The following is a 20,582-nucleotide window of genomic DNA, read 5'->3' as shown; positions in this document are numbered from 1 at the left end:
CAAAACAACAGGACGCAGAAACCCGCCAACAGGCGGGTTTCTTTTTAACGGCTATCCGCTTATTTAACTCACAGGCGATGACTGCATATAACCCACTGGCATTTCAATCCGCGCGACGCCGGAAGCAACAGCGGCATCAGCCACAGCTTTGGCCACTCTTGGTAACAAACGCGGGTCCATCGGTTTTGGAATGATATACTCTTTACCAAATTCCAGACTGGCCACTTGTGACGCCACCAACACAGCTGCAGGGACAGGTTCCTTGGCGATAGCCCGGATCGCGTGCACAGCTGCAATTTTCATTTCATCATTAATCACACTGGCACGCACATCCAGTGCGCCGCGGAAAATAAACGGGAAACACAACACGTTATTGACCTGATTCGGATAATCAGAGCGGCCTGTGGCCATGATGAGATCGGTGCGTACTGCATGGGCTAATTCTGGTTTGATCTCAGGATCCGGGTTCGAACAGGCAAAAATCACCGGTTTATCCGCCATCAGTTTCAGCGCTTCAGCTGGCAACACATCTGGACCTGATACACCAACAAACACATCCGCCCCCTCCAGCGCATCTTCCAGCGTGCGTTTATCGGTGTTATTGGCAAATAAGGTTTTGTATTTATTTAAATCATCACGCCGGGTGTGGATCACACCTTTGGTATCCAGCATGTAGATATATTCGCGTTTGGCGCCACATTTAATCAGCAGTTCCATACAGGCAATGGCAGCAGCGCCGGCGCCCATACAGACGATAGTGACTTTGCGGATGTCTTTGCCCTGAATTTCCAGCGCATTCAGCAGACCAGCTGCAGTGACAATAGCGGTACCATGCTGGTCATCATGAAATACCGGAATATTGCAGCGTTTGATCAGTTCTTTTTCAATCTCAAAACACTCAGGTGATTTGATATCTTCCAGATTAATACCACCAAAGGTATCGGCGATATTGGCTACCGTATTGATAAAGTCTTCGGTGGTGCGGTGATTGACTTCGATATCAATAGAGTCCAATCCGGCAAAGCGCTTAAATAATAGTGCCTTACCTTCCATCACTGGCTTAGAAGCCATAGGCCCCAGATTGCCCAGTCCTAAAATAGCGGTGCCATTACTAATCACTGCCACCAGATTACCTTTGGCCGTATATTTGTAAACGTTATCGACGTTTTCGGCAATTTCCCGCACAGGTTCAGCCACGCCCGGACTGTAGGCCAATGCTAAATCTTTCACCGTTTCAGCAGGTTTACTGATTTCAACGCTGATTTTGCCGGGTTTGGGTTCGGCATGATACCGCAGTGCTTGTTCTCTGAAATCTGACATGGTAAGAGTGTTCCTGACGCTGAGCCCATTAGGCTTTAGTTGTATTTGCCAATCTTTGCGCTTGTAGGGGCGAAAAGGCTGCTCATTTTAATGAGCAGACAGTCGTATGCAAATCAATAACTTGCTGATCGTACCACTCAGCAACTGCCCGGCAGTTCCCGCGGAGGGGAACTGCCGCCAGCCGGTGACTGACAGCAAAGCTCCGCCAGCTCTCACAGTATGCACTGTGCGCAGCAAAGCCAGTAGCTCTTACTGGCGGAAGTTTGTGCAATTTAGTTATAACAACTTTTTCTATTGCCGCCAACCAGAAAACCAACAACTGGTCGGATCAGAATAAATAACCGTGAATATTCATCCAACAACCCAGCATAAGCGCAGACTTTTAGGGCTGAATTAACGGAACTAACGCAGATAAGCGCTACAGAGATGAGAAAAAACTAATATATTCAATAACAAAGATATTTTTTTATAAATTTTCAGATTGAATATTATGCAACAAGCAAAAAGTTACCAGTCACATCAAACCAGTGCCGCAATCTAAGGTTGTGAACCTGAGGTTGTGAACCTGAGGTTGTTATACGCAAAAACAACAAAGGCACCCGCAGGTGCCTTTGTTGTTTCTGAACCAGTTGCCAGCTTACTTGGCGCCCAGTACCGCGAAACGTTTTTTGAAGCGGTCAACACGACCACCTACGTCCAGCACTTTTTGCTTACCAGTGTAGAACGGGTGGCAAGCTGAGCAAACGTCCAAGTGGATGTCTTTGCACAGAGCTGAACTAGTTTTGAATGCATTACCGCAAGTACAGGTTGCAGTGATTTCTTTGTATTCCGGGTGGATACCTGGTTTCATGGCTTACCTCGTTGGGCCGTATCGCAATCTGAGCAGTCTTGCTGTCAAACACCATACGTATTTCAGTTAAATTAGGCCGCGTAGCTTAATAGATCAACAGCGCTTATTCAACAAAAAAACAGTGCCGACACTAAATATTCTGCCACTTATGCAGTGCAGGAAAAAAGCCTGTTCAGTGCCTTGCAGGCTTTGTACACTGCTCACACTTGATTCCCGGAAGATCACTGTGGCCATAGTTCGTGTTGCGTTACCGGTGCCTTTGCGCCAACATTTTGATTATGAACTGGAAACCGACGCAGAGCAGTCTGTCTGTATCGGTGCCAGGGTGCTGGTACCTTTTGGCAGTCGTCAGCTCGTAGGTGTGGTCTGGCAACTGGACCCAACGGATAGTTTTAGCGGTGCCGGCTTGAAAAAAGTCACTCAGGTGCTGGATCCACAACCGGTATTTGACAACCTGCTGCGCGATTTACTCAGCTTTGCTGCCGATTATTATCATCATCCGCTGGGCGATGTCCTGACCAGCGCCCTGCCCGCGCTGTTACGGGAAGGTCGGCAGCTGTCAACGCAAAAACAACAGGTCATGCAATTGACCGCCACCGGCCAGCAAGCCAGTGCCACTGATTTTTCGCGTTCAGTGAAGCAACTGGCGGTATGGCAACAACTACAGCAAGGTGCGGTTGCAGAAACCGAACTATTACAGCTGCACAGCAGGTTGACGCTGAACCAGTTGCTGCAAAAAGGACTGGTCGCATGGCAGATTGAACCATTCAGCCCTTTTGTTTATCAGGCGGAAAAACAAAAACCATTACCACTCAATCCAGCGCAGGCTCTGGCCGTCGCCGCTGTGGTGCAGGCACTCGACAGTTTCAGTTGCTTGTTACTGGAGGGGGTGACAGGCTCAGGTAAAACCGAAGTTTATCTGCAAGCCATCCAGCCTGTGCTGGCCAAAGGTCAGCAAGTGCTGGTGCTGGTGCCGGAAATAGGCCTGACTCCACAGACACTGGCGAGGTTTGAACAGCGTTTTGCCGTGCCGATGCTGACCTGGCATTCGAATATGAATGACGGTGACCGCTTGCGCTGCTGGCAACGTAGCCAGAGTGGGGATGCTGCCATTATTATCGGTACACGCTCGGCACTGTTTTTGCCGTTTTTACAATTGGGGCTGCTGATTATCGATGAAGAGCATGATCAGTCGTTTAAACAACAGGATGGCTTTCGCTATCATGCCCGCGATCTGGCCATCAAAAGAGCCAGCTTGCATCAATGTCCGATTTTGCTGGGCTCGGCCACCCCGAGTCTGGAATCTTTGTATAACGTCCAGCAGAAAAAATTCCAGCATCTGAGCCTGCCGCAGCGCGCGACGTCACAGCAGGTGCCGGTGATTGAATTGCTGGATCTGAAACAGCAGGTGCTCAAACACGGTCTGGCGGATGGCACCCTGGCGCAGATCCGGCAAACCCTGCAACGTGGCCAGCAAGTGATGCTGTTTTTAAACCGGCGGGGTTATGCGCCAGCCCTGATTTGCCATGAATGCGGTTGGCTGACGGAATGTTTGCACTGCAGTGCTTTTACCACTTATCATAAACAAAGCCGGCAATTGGTTTGCCACCATTGTGGCGCCAGCCGCGCTGTCCCTCATCAATGTGGCCATTGTGGCAGTACCCAGTTAGCTCCCGTTGGTCAGGGCACAGAACAACTGGAAGAACAACTGAGCCATGTATTGCCAGAGGTACAAATCACTCGGCTGGATCGGGACAGCATCCGACGTAAAGGCAGCCTGGAAGCGCATCTGGCCACCATTCAGAGCGGCACCCCGCAGTTGATTATCGGCACCCAAATGCTGGCCAAGGGCCACCATTTTCCGGCGGTCAGTCTGGTGGTGGTGGTCGATGTCGACGGCGCTTTGTATAGCAGCGATTTTCGCGCCAGTGAACAGCTGGCGCAGTTGCTGACCCAGGTATCAGGCCGCGCCGGCCGTGGTGATGTCGCCGGCAAAGTGCTGTTACAAACCCACTATCCGGGTCATCCGCTGTTGCAGGATGTGATCCAGAACGGTTACGCCTCCTTTGCCCGCAGTGCACTGCGGGAACGGCAGCAAACCCGGTTACCGCCTTATTTATATATGGCATTATTTCGTGCCGAAGCCGATGACACGGCGCTGTGCCAGCAATTTTTGCAGCAACTGGCCGATAGCACCGCCAGCTTCAGCCCTGCCGGACAGCTGCAATGGCTGGGGCCGGTGAAGGCGCCATTGGAACGCAAAGCCGGTAAATATCGCTGGCAATTGCAATTGTTCAGTCCGCAGCGCAAGTCACTACATCAACTGTTGCAGCTGTTATTACAGCAAATTCAGCAGCAAGGCCCGCAACGGCGTTTGAAGTGGCAACTGGATATCGATCCGCTGGATTTATCCTGAGGATCGCAGTGGCGAACAGTCCCTGCTCCGACAACTGGCAAGGATCAGGGTGTCATTTGTCACAGTTTTTCAGTAGAATGCCGGTCCGACTGTTAAAAAGTGTGATTTCAGCAAACCAATATGCCGCAGCAAGATTATGTCAAAGCCGCCCGCCCGCAACCCCGGTCGAGAAAAAAAGCCAAAACACCATCGCCGGTGCCTAAGCTATTGATTGCCGTGGTCATATTATTGGTGATGGTGTTTGGCTATTTCTTATGGCATATCTCACACCGGCCAGGTGCCGAGGCTGCCGCAGCTGCAGCTAAAGCCGCCGCAGCAGCCGAAGCTGAAGCAATGGCGGCGAAAAAACCGCAGGATGAACTGCCGGCCAAACCGTCAAAAGAGCCTTACACTTATATCAAAGAGCTGGAAACCAAAGAAGTGAAAGTCACGGCGGCGGAACTGGCAGCCAAAGCACCGGGCAATATGACCTGTGGCGTGTTTAAAGCGCTGGAAGGCGCGCAGCAAATGAAAGCCAAAATCGCCTTTGCCGGCGTCAGCACCGAAATCAAAGAGTCCAATGGCAAATACCGGGTGGTTGCTGGTCCTTATTCCAGTAAACGTCAGGCTACCGCCGATAAAAACCTGCTAAAACGGCAAAAAATCGCCGATTGCTGGGTGTACTAAATCCGCAGTTGCCGGCTTGACGCCGGCCTGCTGCTGAAATCGCCTGCGGCTTGCCCCCAGCGTCGTCAACGGTTCTTTTCTGTCTGCTCACCTTGAAATATTGCAAATGCAGCCTTATTAATGCTGCATCTGTTCAGCCACAGTCAGCTTGTTGCTGGCTCATTTCTTTCAAAGAGACCTCATGACTACAATAGTTTCTGTCCGTCGTAACGGCCAGGTTGCCTTAGGCGGCGACGGCCAGGTGACCCTGGGTAATACCGTAATGAAAGGCAATGCCCGCAAAGTCCGTCGTTTATACCACGGCAAAGTACTGGCTGGGTTTGCTGGCGGTACTGCAGATGCGTTTACCCTGTTTGAACGATTTGAAGCCAAGCTGGAATTACACCAGGGCCATCTGATGCGCGCAGCGGTCGAGCTGGCCAAAGACTGGCGCACCGACCGGATGCTACGCAAGCTGGAAGCCTTATTGGCGGTGGCGGATGCCAATTGTTCACTGATCATTACCGGCAATGGCGATGTGATCCAGCCAGAGCAGGATCTGATTGCCATCGGCTCAGGCGGACCTTTTGCCCAGGCAGCAGCCAAAGCATTGCTGGAAAATACCGAGCTGTCTCCACGCGATATCGTGGAAAAGAGTTTAACTATTGCTGGTGATATCTGTATTTACACCAACCAGCACCACACGATTGAAGATTTGTAAGAAGGCCCGTTATGTCTGAAATGACCCCAAGAGAAATAGTTCACGAGCTGGACCGTCATATTATCGGCCAGCAGGATGCCAAACGGGCCGTGGCGATTGCCTTACGTAACCGTTGGCGCCGGATGCAGCTTGAGCCTGCGTTGCGACAAGAAGTTACGCCGAAAAATATTCTGATGATAGGCCCGACTGGTGTTGGTAAAACTGAAATTGCCCGCCGACTGGCCAAACTGGCCAATGCGCCTTTTATCAAAGTCGAAGCAACCAAATTCACTGAAGTGGGGTATGTCGGCAAAGAAGTGGAAAGCATCATCCGCGATCTGACCGATAGCGCGGTGAAAATGGTGCGCGAACTGGAAGTGGCAAAAAACCGTTTCCGCGCCGAAGAAGCCGCCGAAGAGCGCATTCTGGATGTGCTGTTACCACGGGCTAAAAATACTTGGGGTGAAGCTGAAGCCTCTGACAGTGATAACCATACCCGGCAAATTTTCCGCAAAAAATTGCGCGAAGGTCAGCTCGACGACAAAGAAATTGAACTGGATTTGGCCATGCCAGCCATGGGGGTCGAAATTATGGCACCACCAGGCATGGAAGAAATGACTCAGCAATTGCAGAGCATGTTCCAGAATATGGGCGCTGATCGCACCAAAAAGCGTAAGCTGAAAATTAAAGATGCGCTGAAGCAACTGGTCGAAGAAGAGGCTGGCAAGCTGGTCAATCCGGAAGAGCTCAAAGCCAAAGCATTGGAAGCGGTTGAACAAAACGGCATTGTGTTTATTGATGAAATCGACAAAATCTGTAAACGCGGCGAAACCTCAGGCCCGGACGTATCGCGTGAAGGCGTGCAGCGGGATTTACTGCCATTGATTGAAGGTTGTACCGTCAATACCAAACATGGCATGGTGAAAACCGACCATATTTTGTTTATCGCCTCTGGTGCTTTTCAGATGGCCAAACCTTCGGACTTAGTGCCGGAATTACAAGGCCGTTTGCCGATCAGGGTCGAGCTGCAGGCGTTGTCTGCCGCTGATTTTGAACGCATCCTGACTGAACCAAAAGCATCACTGACTGAACAAACTCGTGCTTTGCTGGCCACCGAAGGTGTATCTTTATCTTTCACCAAAGATGGTATTGAGCGGATAGCCAAAGCAGCCTGGCAAGTGAACGAAAAAACCGAAAACATCGGAGCCCGCCGCTTATATACCGTGATGGAGCGTTTGCTGGAGCAAGTGTCGTTTGAAGCCTCTGATCATGCTGGTCAACAGGTGGTGGTTGATGCTGCTTATGTCGACAGCCATCTGGATGCGCTGGTGCAGGATGAAGATTTAAGCCGCTTTATTCTGTAAGCAAGCGCTTACTACGATACATAGTAGTGCAGATCAACAGTCCAAACCATAAACAGGCCCGCTGACTCGGGCCTGTTGTCGCAAGGAGTCCCTATGCATCAGGTGAGCCGACTACATTACCATCAACAAGCAAAAGTGCTGGATGTGTTGTTTAGCGACGGCGTGATGGCAAGTTTTAGCGCGGAAATGCTCCGCGTGTTATCGCCTTCCGCCGAAGTGAGGGGGCATGGCCAGCCAAAACTGGTCAGCCATAAACGCGAAGTTGCCATCAAGCAGATTTTGCCGGTCGGTTTATATGCCGCCAAACTGGTGTTTGATGATGGCCACAACAGCGGCATCTACAGCTGGCCTTATTTACGCCAGCTCCATGACAACCGCGAAGCGTTGTGGCAAGACTATCTGCAGCGATTGACAGATGCCAACAGCAACAGAGAAACACAGCTGAACTTCCGTCAGTTGTAAGCAGCAGGGGTAGCCTGTAGGGCAACCCCATGCTGAGGATGATTTCAGGCGCGGAATTTATCGACTGTCTGATGTAATCTGGCCGCTTGTACTGCCACCTCTTCACTGATATGGGCATTTTGCCTGGCGATTGCTAAGGAGTCCTCAGAAATATCCCGGATCCGAATAACGTTTTTATTCACCTCTGCCGCCACATGACTCTGTTGTTCAATCGCAGTCGCGATCTGGGTGGTCATATCCATAATCAGCGTCACATCGTCGGTAATAGTACTGAGCAAAGCACTGGCCACCCCAGCCTGCTCCACCCCTGCCTCACCTTGCTGCCGGCAATTTTGCATCGCCGTGACAATTTGTTTGGTCCTTTTTTGCAGCCCCTGAATAATTTGTTCAATTTGCCGGGTTGATTCCGCAGTGCGCTGCGCCAGACTTCGCACTTCATCTGCGACCACGGCAAAACCCCGGCCCTGCTCGCCGGCTCGGGCTGCTTCAATAGCGGCATTTAACGCCAATAAATTGGTTTGCTCGGCAATACCACGGATCACATCAAGCACAGAACCGATAGTGCTGCTGTCGCGCTCCAGCTCTCCCATCACTAAGGCGGCTTGTTGTAAATCGGCAGATAAAGCACTGATCCGGGCCACAGTTTGCTGCACTTCTTTCATGCCATCACTGGCATTACGATTGGTAGCCTGTGCTTTGTTGGCGGTGTTTTCGGTGTTGCCGGCAATTTCATCAATGGTGGCGCCCATTTCAGTAACTGCGGTCGCCACCATATCACTTTCCAATTGCTGTTGGCCCATGCCACGGCTGGTGGCAGCCGTGGACTGCGCCAGCTCACTCGTGGCATCATCCAGCATCTGCAAGGCCTGGTTTACCTCTCCGACTAAGCCCTGTACATCGGACAGCAACTGATTAAAATCCTGCGCCAGCGTGGTCATTTCGTCATTGCCACTGACATCCACTCTTTGCCGGAAATCATTGTCAGTACGGATCAGGCCAATAGTGCGGCAGACATTAGCAATCGGCTGCAAAATACTACGGCTGGTTAACAGCACCAACGACAGCACAGCGATGGAGACGAGTATAAAAATACTAAACGCCAGTGTCCGGGTGGTGTTCACCGCAGCATCCACAGCGCTGGCTGCATCGGCAGACATTTTTTCCAGGCTTTGTTCTGTCTGATGAATAGCACCGCGCATGGACGCCATCACCCCTTCAGCTGGCGACAAGCCTATTTGCTGCTTGCCCTGCACCAGTGCGGTAAAAGCCTGCTGATAATCGCTGGCAGCACTAAGTAAATCAGCGCTTGAATTCAGGCTCTGCAACTGAGTGGTAAATAGCTGAAACTGCTGATTAAAACTATCCAAATACTTCAAATCCGACCTTAACATAAAGTCCTTTTCTGCCCGTCGCAATTGCAGCAGACTGACCAGCAGGCCATCATTCTGCACCTGTTTAAACTGTTGTTCTAGTTGATGAGCCGCAGTTCTGAGCTGGCCATATAAACCCGATTGCGGTGTCAGCCCAACGTCGGTGCTGAGTTTGACCAACTGCTGAAACTGCTGTTGGTACAAATCGGTCTGGCGCAGAAAATCGTCCAGCGGCGCTGTTGAGATACCCGCCTGTTGCAAGCCGGATTTCAACAATTGACTGTCCTGGTGCAGACGCTGAAATTCCTGCTGATATTTTTCCTGATAAGACAGTTCCAGTCGCATCAGAAAATCTTTTTCATGCCGGCGTAGCGCCAGTACATCATTATTCAGCTCTGAAACTTTTAACCGCAGTTCCGCCAGCTCAGTTTGCTGGGCACTTTGGTAAATCAGCAACGCCAGCATCAGTAACAGAGCTATACCAACTGAAACTGCATTGAACAACAAGCGCTGTTTGATGGAGTAATTGCGAAGCATATTGATGATCCTGTGCTGAAAAACAGACCTAAGCATAGGAAAGAAACAGCGCGGCTGCGCTTTGTGACAGCAAATAATTCGGCCTTTTGATCAGGATCAGACTTTTAGCGCTGCATTGTAACCATTTTAGAAACTCATACCTGCTCACCACAGCCATAAAGCGGCCGTAACCACCGCGCTGCTGCCCAGTAGCATGCCCGCCAGAATATCGCAGGGAAAATGCACTCCCAACAGCACCCTGCTCAGTCCGACCGCCAAAGCCCAGGGTAACAGCAAAGGTAAATACAATGGATAAACCAACGCGACAGTCGTGGTCAGCACAAAAGCGCCGGCAGTATGGCCGGAAGGCAGACTGAATTTATCGGAAGGCACTATATAAGACTGGATATGCTGCTGTAATAAATCAGCGGGCCTTAAGCGGCGGACACTGTTTTTCAGCAATAAATACAAGGGTAATTCAATGGCAAAACCTGCAGCCAGCAACTGGATAAACTGCAGATAACCAGCTGGTTGCCAAAAATACAGCCATATCGCCAGCAACAGATACAAAGGCCCGTCGGCCGTTTTGGAAAACCAATAACAAAACCGGAACACTTGCTGGCTTGCGCATCGTTGAAAAACCCGGATAAAAAAACGCTGATCCCAGGCCGCGAGTCTTGTCATTTTCATCAGGCTGTCCTGCCAGTGCCGCTGGTTGTTTTAACTTAGCGGCTACAGATGACAACGCCATGACAATCAGCAAAGCAGCACGACCAAGGCTTGCTACAACAACAGCCGGCAAGCGGCAAATTCAGTGACCTGGCTGCACCGGCCTCTTTAATAAGGCCAGCGCTTCGGCTTCAGGTAAAGGTTTGGCAATCAGGTAACCTTGCACAGCATCACAGGCCATATGGCGCAATAAACTGAATTGATGTTCATCTTCCACCCCCTCCGCCAAGATGCGTTTACCCAGACCATGCGCCAGCGTAATCATGGTTTTGACGATCATCATGTCAGAATCACTACCGGCCATATCCATAATAAAACTGCGATCGATTTTAATTTTATCGATCGGCATTTTGCGCAAATAGCCTAAGGATGAATAACCAGTGCCAAAATCATCAATCGACACCCGGATCCCCATCTGCTGCAACTCAGTGACAAAATTGCGGCCTTTCTCCATATCCCCCATCGCGGTATTTTCGGTGATTTCCAGCTCCAGCATGGTCGGCGGCACCTGATACTGCTGCAACAGCTGCTGAATTTTTTGTTTCAAACCTTCCTGCTCAAAATGGATCGGCGACATATTCACCGCCACCGGCAACATAATACGTTGCGCCCGCCAACGACCCAAGGTTGCCACCGCTTTTTCCAGCAAAGCTAGGTCGAGCTTTTGACTCAGACCCAGCTGCGCCACCGCCGGTAAAAACTGGCCGGGCATCAGTAAACCACGCTCCGGATGCTGCCATCTCACCAGCGCTTCATAAGCATCAATCCGTTGTTCACGCATATTCCATTGCGGTTGAAAATATAACACCAGCTCATCTTGCGCGATAGCCCGTAACAACTCTTTTTCCAGCAGCAACAAACGGGCAGACTCTTCCTCCATCCCCAGTTGATACTGCACCCAGCGCTGCTGTTGCCGTTTGGCATGGTGAAAAGCGATATTGGCTTTTTGTAACAAGGTTTCGGCACTGCCGGCATGCTCCGGATACAGCGCAATCCCCATGCTGGCGGTCAGTTTCAGTTGAGAATTATCAAAATTAAAAGGTTTTTCCACCTGCTGCTCTAAATGCTGCAGACTGAATTGTCGTTGTTTCTCGGTATGCACATCAGTCAACACCAGGGCAAAAATATCCCCCCCAGTGCGGGCTATCAGCCTGGGTTTGAGAATACTGGCTTCGAAACGACGGTTCACTTCGCGTAAAATCCGATCGCCCTGTTTTAACCCAACCGACTCATTCACCGTTTTAAACCGATCCAGCCCCAGCATAATCAGCAGAAATGGCTGCTGCTGTTGCAGCAGATCAGTCAACTGCTCCAATAAGGCATCCCGGTTCAGAGCGCCGGTCAGATGATCATGGCTGTCCAGATAACGGGTTTTGGCGGTCAGTTGTTGATTGGCCAGCCTTTCATCCTCCTGCAACCAGATAATCAGCCCCAGTCCCAGAATGGTCTGGCAAAATAATTCCAGATGCTTGCTGATCAGCACCACCCGGTCCAGGGTGCTGCCCTGACCCAGCCACACCGAGATTAAAGCCACCAGGATTTGCTGCAAACCCCATAACAGCACACTACAGCCGACCAGCCGGGTGACAAAGGTTTTATTTGGTAAGGTAAATAACCAGACGCCGGCCACTAATAAAGCCGAGCCGATAAAGAGTAACCGCAGATTGACCTGCAGATAATATTTCCATGGATTCAGACTGCCATCAAAGGCAAACAACAACACCGAGACCAGCGCTAACAGAGCGACCAGCAATAGCAGTTGATTCACCAGCCGCGCGGGGATCCGCTCTGTGGTCACCGCCTCACGCACACCGACCAGCACCCAGATAGCAAAAGCATAACAGCTGAAAATATAACTAAACTCCAGCAACGCAGGCAGCACAGCGAGCCTGCCTTGCTGTGAATTCAGCATGCTGTACGCTGTCAGACTCAACACATAACAGGCAAATAATAGAAAAGCCAGCGCCCAGGATTTCAGATAATGGCGCTGATAGATACGATAAAAATGCCACAGCACCAGCATCAGCACCAAGGCCAGGCCGGTCTGGATGAAGAAAAGTGACAATCGGCTGAGGATTAATTCTGTGCTCAACTAAAACATCCTGACAGAGCTTGCGAGTGAAATTAAAAATTAACACACTCATCAAAGCTTTGCATATAGCAGCCTGGCAACTCTGGCTACAAAGCAGATACCAGATCCTGCTTGAGCTTCACCCGGATCAGTTTATACTGTGCTTCAGATCAATGAGTTATCAGCTGGAGCAACAGATGCAATACAATACTTCCGAATTATGTGACTTGTATGCCGACATGATCGACGTGGTGGAACCTCTGTTTGCCAACTACGGCGGCCGCCGTTCTTTTGGTGGCATGATCCATACCGTCAAATGTTTTGAAGACAATGGCCTGATCCGGCAGATGCTGGCTGAGCCAGGCACAGGTAAAGTGCTGTTGATTGACGGCGGTGGTTCAGCCAGACGCGCGCTGATTGACGCTGAATTGGCGGCCCTGGCTGCTGAAAACGGCTGGGAAGGCATTGTCTGTTACGGCAGTGTGCGGGATGTAGATACGCTGGAAGACTTTGATATCGGCATTCAGGCGGTCAATGCCATTCCGGTTGGCGCTGATGATCAGGGTTTTGGTGAAACTGAGGTTCCAGTGAACTTTGCCGGTGTCACTTTCCTGCCAGAAGATCATTTGTACGCTGACAGCACCGGCATTATTTTGTCGGCTGAAGCGCTTGATATTGAATAATAGTTGAATGCCAAAGCAATCATGACAGCACAACTGATCAGATATCAGGCCGCCACTTTGGCGGCCTTTCAACAACAAAGAAGCGGTGAAACCCGTCTCGGTGAAACCTTAGCCTGGCCCCACCCAACTCTGCCACTGGCTGAATGTCTGCTACAGGCGAAAGCTCAGGGTGTACGTTTTGTGTTGCTGGGGATTGCTGAAGATATCGGGCCCAGGGCCAATTTTGGCAATGGCGGCGCGACTTTAGGTTTTGAAGCCTTTTTACGGCGTTTTTTAAATCTGCAGGCCAATGCTTTTATCGATGGCCAGCAAATTCTGTTACTGGGCGAAATTGAATGCCGCGATTTACAGCAACAAAGTGCCGGTTTACACAGCAGCGTGCCGGAACAGCTAGCCCAACTGCGACAACTTTGTGTCGACATCGACCAACGGGCCGCCCCTGTGCTGCAACAGATTTTTGCCGCTGGTTTGTGGCCCATTGTGATTGGTGGCGGTCATAACAATGCATTGCCGCTGTTGCAGGCGTTAGCTCAGCAGCATGGCAGCAGCGTGAATGCGATCAATCTGGATCCACACTGCGACTTCCGTTTGCTGGAAGGCCGGCATAGTGGCAATGGTTTCAGCTATGCAAAGCAGCGCGGCTGGCTGGGCCAGTATTTTGTGCTGGGGTTGCATGAACTGAAAAACTCCGCCAGCGCTTTGCAGCAGATGCAACAGGCGGGTGTAGGCTTTTGCAGTTATCAGGATCTGTATCTGCGCCAGCAACAAAGCTTCAGCCAGGCGGTGACAGCAGCCATCGCTTTTACCGACCTGACACCAGCGCCACTTGGCATCGAACTGGATACCGACAGCATCAGTCTGATGCCGGTCAGTGCCTTTACCAACTGCGGTCTGACAGTGCGGGAAGCTGAATTATATGTCTGGCAGCTTGGCAGTTTACCGCAAAGCGCCTACTTGCACCTGGCCGAAGCCGCGCCTGCGCAGCACCCGGCGGGGCTGGCTGCAGGCATGTCTGAAGCCGGACAAGTGTTAACCGCCTTGGTGCTGGCATTTATCCAGGCCAAAACTGCGGCGGCGACCAAAGCGTGCTGAAACACAGCGCAGCCGATCAGCGCTGTAAAGGCACTTCACGCCCGGCAATGACCAACTGCTTTAAACAACTGACGCCGAACTGATAACAGAGTTCGGCCGGCTGGTTGATGGCATAAAGGCCAAAATCAGCCCGATAACCGGCCGCCAATACACCGCGGTCAGTTTTACCCAGCGCCTTAGCTGCATGCACAGTGACACCGCGCAAGGCTTCTTCCGGGGTGAGTTTGAATAAAGTACAGGCCATATTCAGCATCAGCGGCAGCTGACACAAAGGCGAAGTGCCAGGATTCAAATCAGTGGAAATCGCCATCGGCACCTGATATTGCCGCAGCAGCGCAATAGGTGGCTGTTTGGTTTCGCGTAAAAAATAATAAGCGCCCGGTAACAACACCGCCACAGTGCCAGCTGCAGCCATCGCCTGCACATCAGCTTCGGTCAGATACTCAATATGATCGGCCGACAAGCCAGCGAACTCAGCCACCAGTGCGGCGCCACCCAAACTGGATAACTGCTCGGCATGGGCTTTGACCGGTAATCCCAGGGCTTTGGCTTTGTTAAACAAACGCCGGCTTTGCGCCACCGAAAAGCCAATCCCTTCGCAAAACACATCCACCGCATCGACCAGCCCCAGTTGCTGTAATTGTGGCAGCATGGTTTCGGTGACCAGCTCAATATAACCATCGCTGTTATCTTGATATTCCACCGGCAGTGCATGGGCACCTAAAAAGGTTTTTTCGACGCAGATCGGATGATGTTCCCCTAACAGCTGCGCCACTTCGAGAATTTTTTGCTCTGATGCCAGATCCAGACCATACCCGGATTTAATTTCAACCGTGGTGACGCCCTGCTGCAATAACGCATTCAGCCGGTCTTTACCCAGCACAAAAAGTTCTTCATGGGAAGCGGCACGGGTCGCCGCGACTGTCGATTTGATGCCACCACCGGCTGCAGCAATTTGCTGATAGGTCGCGCCATTGAGCCGCATTTCAAATTCATTGGCCCTGCTGCCGGCATAAACCAGATGGGTATGGCAGTCAATCAGCCCTGGCAGCAGCCACTGGCCCTGTCCATCATACAAAGGCGTTGTCAGTAAATCACAAGGCGGCAACTCAGCTTTGGGACCGCACCAGGCTATCAGGCCATCTTTCACCGCCAGCGCCGCATCATGGATCACGCCATAAGGCTGACCATTGTTGCTCATGGTTGCCAATTGTACGTTGTGCCAGACGGCGTCAAACTGTTGCTCGGTGTTGGCCATTACAGACTCCTGTGGGTGGGATTGATGGATAAAAGCGCTGCGCACACGGCCCTGATCACCAGTCAGCGACCTATGGCTGCCGAAATATTCTAACGCAGCCGCTTGTATATACAATCAAAAGCCGCTAATTTTCCAATATTCTTTGCCAACAGCAGGCTGTGATAGACCCATGAATCACAACAGCGGTGCCAGCACGCCCAAATTTGCTGCCATTAAAGAATTCATTTTCAGCCAGATCGAATCTGGCAACTGGCCTGAACACAGCAGAGTACCGTCAGAACACGAACTTTGTGACCAGTTTAACGTCAGCCGGATGACGGCCAGACGTGCACTGCAAGAACTGACCGAACAAGGGGTATTGTACCGAACACAGGGAGTCGGCAGCTTTGTCGCCAGCGCAAAGTCGCAGTCGGCGTTGCTGGAAATCCGCAACATCGCCGATGAAATTCAGGCGCGCGGCCATTTCCATTCGGCACAACTGGTACAACTGACTGAACTGCCCTGCCCGGCCGTGGTGGCTGCCGCGCTCGGTCTGGTGCGCAATGCACCAGTGTTTTTCTCGTTGATTGTGCATTATGACAATCAGCAGCCGTTACAACTGGAGGCGCGTTATGTCAATCCGGCTCAGGTGCCAGCTTATCTGGCGCAGGATTTTGTCAGCCAGACCCCGCATGAATATTTAAGTGCAGTGGCACCGCTGACCAAAGCCGACCATGTAGTTGAAGCGATACTGCCAGATGATTTTACCTGCAAGCATTTGAAAATTAATAAAACTGAACCTTGTCTTCGATTAACCCGCCGCACCTTCAGCCGCGAGGGTGCCGTCAGTTTTGCCTTTTTAACCTCTGCGGGTAGCCGTTACCGCTTAGGTGGCCAATTAACCTTTCAGCCGGCGCCACAGCGCTAATCAGCCTTGCCAGCTTCAGGCTAGCCGCCAAGACTGGCCTGCTTACCACAGCTTACCATCCTGACCGCTGCCCCATTTAACCGCCAGTTTCAGCGCATTTTAATTGCATATTTTCTTAACAACTGGCTAGACCAGCTGCTATATCTCTGTTAACTTTCGGTGCAACTTTGACCTTCGGCAAAGTTCGTCAATACTCAAACAACAATAAAAACAATGACAAAATCACAGGGGCAACAGATGAAGCTGAGCGTCGCGCAGAAGGTTATTATTGGTTTTGGTTTTATCGCCTTATTACTGCTGGTGGCCAGTCTGTCCTCGCTCTGGAGTTTTAGCGTTGTCTCCTCCGCCAGCCAACATGTCAATGAAATTGCGGTACCCGCCCAACAACAAAGCAACAGTGCCCAAATCCAATTGCTCAAACTGGCCAAGCTATCAGCTCTGGGTTATACCGCGGAACAACAAGCAGCCATCAGTAAATATCAGGCGGATTTTAGCAGCGCCGAACAACAGTATCATCAGAATATCGATAGGTTACAGCAATTGCTGAAAACCGATCCGCAACTGGCCAAGCCGCTTGCTGAAGCCAGCCAGCATTACACTGCTTACGTCAGTGCTGTAAATCAAATGTTCAGCGCCAAACTGACCACAGTCGCAGCTGAAGCCGCCGCAGCGGCGGAACTGAGTCAGTTAGTGCAACTGATTGACGATGCCGGTGCCACTTTACTGGATATTTCTTATCGACCAGCGCCCGGCAAAAAAGCCCAGCTAGAGCTGATTGCCGGAGCGGCTGGCCGGGTCGATGGCCAGTTGCTGACATTGATGCAAACCATTCGGGAAACTAATGCTTTTACCGATGTGGCGCAACTGGCGGAAAGTCAGCAAAATCTCGAATTTGGCTTGAGTGATATGCAAGGCAATCTGGATTACATTGGTAATCTGGTGAAAGAAGTGCAGGCCGAAGACTTATGGCAAGACTTTAACCAGCAATTGGCTGAGTTAACTCAACGTATCGGTGCGACTGAGAATCTGGTTGCAATCAAAACCAAACAATTGACGGCAGCCCAACAGGCAAAACAACAGCTGGCACAGTCAGAACAAGCGGTCACTCAGGCTGTGACAGCACTGGACTTAGTCCTGACCGCTGCCACCGGCCAGTTTAATCAGTTACAAAACGAAATGTCCGACACCCTGAGTTTTGGCACAGTCCGTACCTTTATCCTGATGCTGGTGCTGATAGCACTGGCAGCAGTAACGGCCTATTTCACCATTAATGCCATGCTCAAACCGCTGGCGGGCATTAACAAAGTGCTGGGAGAAGTTGCCGCCGGCGATTTAAGCCGCCAGCTTAATATTAATAATGATGACGAATTTGGTGCTTTATCGGCCAAGGTCAACAGCCTGATCCAGGCCCTGAGTCAGTTGATCAAAGGGATTGTGCTCAATGCCAACGAATTACAACAAAGCTCGGCGCTGTCGCGGCAGGAGGTTGGTGAAATCAGCCTGGCACTGGAACAGCAGCAGCAGCAAATTGCAGCAGTCAATGATTCCACCCAGCAATTAGCGGCCAATACCAATCTGATTGCCAGTCATGCTGAACAAGCCGTCAGCGAGATGGATCAAGCCAGCGCCCAGAGCAAGCATATCGACAGTATTTCGCAGGAAAATAATCAATTAATTACCAGGCTGGCAGAGCAACTGACCGAAACCGCCGGTATGATGCTGCAGGTCAATGAGCAGTCCAATAATATCGGCAGCATACTGGCCACTATCCGCGGCATTGCCGAACAAACCAACCTGCTGGCGCTCAATGCTGCTATCGAAGCGGCACGAGCCGGTGAACAAGGCCGGGGTTTTGCCGTGGTGGCCGATGAAGTGCGTAGTCTGGCCGTGCGTAGTCAAGCCGCCACAGACGAAATTCGTACTATGATCAATAATTTGCAACAACAAAGTACCGCTGCAGTATCCGCCGTCAGCCGCGGTAAAACCGATGCTGACACTTGTGTTGGCCATACTGCTGGCCTGGTCGCTTCGCTTAGCAATATCAATCAGGCAATTGCGCAAATGCAGGGCATCAGTACCGCTATTGCCAGGGCGACCACGGAGCAATTACAACTTGGTCATGCCATTCAACTGAATATGAGTACCATGGTGGAACTGGCCGGTCACAGCAGTGGCAAAGCCAATAGCACGCTGGAACACAGCGCCGCAGTAGCGCAGAGCGCAGCTGATCTGCAACAGTCGATCCAGGCTTTTAAAATATAACGATCACTAGCTTTGGTCACTAAAACAGCATTTTGCTGCAAAAAAAACCGGAGTGGCTTGGCGTCCGCTCCGGCAAGGCAGGCAGTGTTTGCGTCCATCCTGGACTTTGTAAGTTCCTTTCTTGGTTAAATATTAACAATAATGCTAAATAACAAACAAGTGTAACTTGCAAAAAACTTCATTTTTGTACATTTTTACCGAAAAAACACTTAACCTGAGCTCGGGTTAATAAGTACCGTGCACAAAGACTCATAAGAACAGCACGAATTAAAGGTTTCATGGGTAGATTTTCGTGCATATCAAGGCGCTTTTCGTACGTCATAGCTGGCTATGGCTAGAAAAAGCAACGCACAGAGGCGCGAAAAGATACCTATGAAATGGTATTGTTTAACCGGAGTTCAGGTTACTTAGTTATCCGTTTGACCTAACTGCGAAATTTGATGAAATTGCAGGCATTGAATGCCGCTTTCCCGCGCATAAATTCTGGCAATCAGCTCGACCGGCTCAGCACTGAGCCAATAAGCTTGCCGGCATTGGTACTGTAATTTTTGCTGAAATAATTGCCGCATCTGACTGATACTACCAACCCCATCGGCAACTGAAGTTAATTGAGCCGGCGTCACTAATTTAATCAGACTCGTCTGCTGTTGATGCGACCATAAAAATAAATCAGCCGCTGGGCTTAACTGACGCAACTGAGCGGCATGTTGCTGTAAAAACAAACTTAATTGTTGTGATGGTTCCTGCTGCCGCTGGCGGAACCATGACAGCCACCGGCATTGACCAGACCAGGTTTCGGCCCCAAAAAAGGCCATAATATTCAGCAACAGCGATGACAACAGCATGCCGCAGAACAACCAAATCAGCCAATCCAGTTGCAACGGCGAATGATAGGGAGTGGCCGCCACCATCGGAATCAACAGATAACCCAGCCCGGCCAGAATACCGAGCAAAGCACAACACAGAGCCAGAGAAATCCACTTCTGCAACATCAACTGTTTTCTTCACTGACAACACAGGAAATAATTATTCAGTTTGAGTACTATGCTTTCATGATAGCTTGCTGATAAAAACCTGATATCAATGGCTTAGCATCAATTTTCAACAGAAATCCAGCGCTTGCAACGGCGATGCAAAGCGATAACTGAAACCGGCATAAGTTTGACTCCGGTCGCTGTTCACCGTCCGTACCGGTTCGTCGGCAACACTAAAACTAACGGCTGGCAAACCGGCGTGGGCTGCCGCCAGCGGGTAAAATTGCTGTTTGGTCGGATGCTGCGGACAACATAAATTAACATAGTCTGACGCTGGCTGTTGTTGCGTCAGCAGCACTTGAATAAAAGCAGCTATATCGGCGACATGCACCAGATTGACCGCCAAATCGGCACCGGCCAAAGTGCCACTACGACCAAAGCGTCCCGGATGCCGGCCCGGACCTATCAACCCTGCCAGCCGCAAAGTCAGGCAAGGGCTCAGCTGCTGCAACGCCTGTTCGCCCGCTTGTAAATAGGCGGCTTTGCCAGTAAGACGCAGTGCTGTTTGCTCTGTAACATCACCACTGAGGCCAGCATAAACTCCACTGCTGGAACAATGGATCACGCCCCGCACTGCGGCTTGTTGTGCCAGTTGCGCCAGATTTTGTAACACCGCAGGATAATACTCCGGACCTTGCTGACGAACAGCTGGCGGCAAGGCACAAATCAGCCAGGCATCCTGCAGTATCGCCAGCAATGCCGGCTCTGGCTGGCGACAGGGTAATTGCAACAACAGCGGCTGGATTGGCGGCGGTAACTGCGATAACGCCACGACACTCTGCCGACTGCCAAACACCTGAAAACCAGCTTGCGCCAGCGTCAGCCCCAGTTGCTGGCCTAACCAGCCACAACCAATAATCACTACTTTTTGCATCAGAACTCCATCTGCCAAGGATAGCTATT

Annotated in this window: 17 protein-coding genes; 9 read left to right on the top strand and 8 right to left on the bottom strand. The window is 51.0% G+C overall.

Translation table 11 applies throughout. The annotated features are described in order from the left end of the window. Positions 1-63: 63 nt before the first annotated feature. A complete protein-coding gene (locus AC53GJ_RS03360; RefSeq protein ID WP_496731126.1) occupies positions 64-1,320 on the bottom strand; it encodes a malic enzyme-like NAD(P)-binding protein in 1,257 nt (418 codons plus the stop codon). Positions 1,321-1,957: 637 nt separating this feature from the next. Further along, the gene (gene rpmE / locus AC53GJ_RS03355) at positions 1,958-2,170 is read right to left on the bottom strand and encodes a 50S ribosomal protein L31 (RefSeq protein WP_082971527.1); all 213 of its coding nucleotides are present in this window, start codon (positions 2,168-2,170) and stop codon (positions 1,958-1,960) included. A 226-nt stretch (positions 2,171-2,396) separates the two neighbouring features. Here rpmE and priA point away from each other — a divergent pair, with 226 nt between their 5' ends. The 5 genes from priA (at position 2,397) to AC53GJ_RS03330 (ending at position 7,757) form a co-directional block, all read left to right on the top strand. Further along, the gene (gene priA, locus AC53GJ_RS03350; RefSeq protein WP_496731125.1) at positions 2,397-4,586 is read left to right on the top strand and encodes a primosomal protein N'; all 2,190 of its coding nucleotides are present in this window, start codon (positions 2,397-2,399) and stop codon (positions 4,584-4,586) included. Between the two features lie 120 nt (positions 4,587-4,706). Beyond that, positions 4,707-5,252 (top strand): SPOR domain-containing protein, encoded by a 546-nt coding sequence (locus tag AC53GJ_RS03345; protein WP_496731124.1) that lies wholly within the window; start codon positions 4,707-4,709, stop codon positions 5,250-5,252. 181 nt (positions 5,253-5,433) lie between these two features. Further along, the gene (gene hslV / locus AC53GJ_RS03340; protein ID WP_496731123.1) at positions 5,434-5,952 is read left to right on the top strand and encodes an ATP-dependent protease subunit HslV; all 519 of its coding nucleotides are present in this window, start codon (positions 5,434-5,436) and stop codon (positions 5,950-5,952) included. An 11-nt stretch (positions 5,953-5,963) separates the two neighbouring features. Further along, positions 5,964-7,295 (top strand): ATP-dependent protease ATPase subunit HslU, encoded by a 1,332-nt coding sequence (gene hslU, locus AC53GJ_RS03335; protein ID WP_496731122.1) that lies wholly within the window; start codon positions 5,964-5,966, stop codon positions 7,293-7,295. A 93-nt stretch (positions 7,296-7,388) separates the two neighbouring features. Then, positions 7,389-7,757 carry a gamma-butyrobetaine hydroxylase family protein gene (locus AC53GJ_RS03330; RefSeq protein ID WP_496731121.1) on the top strand — a complete coding sequence of 123 codons (369 nt, stop codon included), beginning with the start codon at positions 7,389-7,391 and terminating at the stop codon, positions 7,755-7,757. Positions 7,758-7,801: 44 nt separating this feature from the next. On the opposite strand, the gene AC53GJ_RS03325 is transcribed toward AC53GJ_RS03330, so the two are convergent. The 3 genes from AC53GJ_RS03325 to AC53GJ_RS03315 all read right to left on the bottom strand — a co-directional run bounded on the left by AC53GJ_RS03325 (position 7,802) and on the right by AC53GJ_RS03315 (position 12,464). Beyond that, on the bottom strand, positions 7,802-9,664 hold the full coding sequence (locus AC53GJ_RS03325; protein ID WP_496731120.1) for a methyl-accepting chemotaxis protein: 1,863 nt from the start codon (positions 9,662-9,664) through the stop codon (positions 7,802-7,804). A 144-nt stretch (positions 9,665-9,808) separates the two neighbouring features. After that, positions 9,809-10,333 (bottom strand): phosphatase PAP2 family protein, encoded by a 525-nt coding sequence (locus AC53GJ_RS03320; RefSeq protein ID WP_496731119.1) that lies wholly within the window; start codon positions 10,331-10,333, stop codon positions 9,809-9,811. Positions 10,334-10,454: 121 nt separating this feature from the next. Then, positions 10,455-12,464, bottom strand: a complete 2,010-nt coding sequence (locus AC53GJ_RS03315) for a putative bifunctional diguanylate cyclase/phosphodiesterase (RefSeq protein WP_496731118.1) — start codon at positions 12,462-12,464, stop codon at positions 10,455-10,457. A gap of 176 nt (positions 12,465-12,640) precedes the next feature. On the opposite strand from AC53GJ_RS03315, the gene rraA reads away from it, so the two are divergent. Both rraA and AC53GJ_RS03305 read left to right on the top strand, forming a co-directional pair. Then, positions 12,641-13,126, top strand: a complete 486-nt coding sequence (gene rraA / locus AC53GJ_RS03310; protein WP_496731117.1) for a ribonuclease E activity regulator RraA — start codon at positions 12,641-12,643, stop codon at positions 13,124-13,126. 21 nt (positions 13,127-13,147) lie between these two features. Next, the gene (locus AC53GJ_RS03305; protein WP_496731116.1) at positions 13,148-14,218 is read left to right on the top strand and encodes a formimidoylglutamase; all 1,071 of its coding nucleotides are present in this window, start codon (positions 13,148-13,150) and stop codon (positions 14,216-14,218) included. 16 nt (positions 14,219-14,234) lie between these two features. Here AC53GJ_RS03305 and hutI read toward each other — a convergent pair whose 3' ends face one another. Further along, the gene (gene hutI / locus AC53GJ_RS03300) at positions 14,235-15,476 is read right to left on the bottom strand and encodes an imidazolonepropionase (protein ID WP_496731115.1); all 1,242 of its coding nucleotides are present in this window, start codon (positions 15,474-15,476) and stop codon (positions 14,235-14,237) included. 169 nt (positions 15,477-15,645) lie between these two features. On the opposite strand from hutI, the gene hutC reads away from it, so the two are divergent. After that, on the top strand, positions 15,646-16,383 hold the full coding sequence (gene hutC / locus AC53GJ_RS03295; protein WP_496731113.1) for a histidine utilization transcriptional repressor HutC: 738 nt from the start codon (positions 15,646-15,648) through the stop codon (positions 16,381-16,383). A 237-nt stretch (positions 16,384-16,620) separates the two neighbouring features. Further along, positions 16,621-18,645, top strand: coding sequence for a methyl-accepting chemotaxis protein (locus tag AC53GJ_RS03290; protein ID WP_496731112.1), 2,025 nt, complete (start codon positions 16,621-16,623; stop codon positions 18,643-18,645). A 407-nt stretch (positions 18,646-19,052) separates the two neighbouring features. Here the strand turns inward: AC53GJ_RS03290 and AC53GJ_RS03285 are convergent, their stop codons facing one another. Both AC53GJ_RS03285 and AC53GJ_RS03280 read right to left on the bottom strand, forming a co-directional pair. After that, positions 19,053-19,637, bottom strand: coding sequence for a hypothetical protein (locus AC53GJ_RS03285; RefSeq protein WP_496731111.1), 585 nt, complete (start codon positions 19,635-19,637; stop codon positions 19,053-19,055). 109 nt (positions 19,638-19,746) lie between these two features. Then, positions 19,747-20,553, bottom strand: coding sequence for a Rossmann-fold NAD(P)-binding domain-containing protein (locus AC53GJ_RS03280; RefSeq protein ID WP_496731110.1), 807 nt, complete (start codon positions 20,551-20,553; stop codon positions 19,747-19,749). Positions 20,554-20,582 lie beyond the last annotated feature (29 nt).

The organism is Rheinheimera sp. B2H12 (assembly GCF_059620065.1).
The sequence above is the reverse complement of the archived record's forward strand: the minus strand, read 5'-3'. Positions and strand labels throughout refer to the sequence as shown.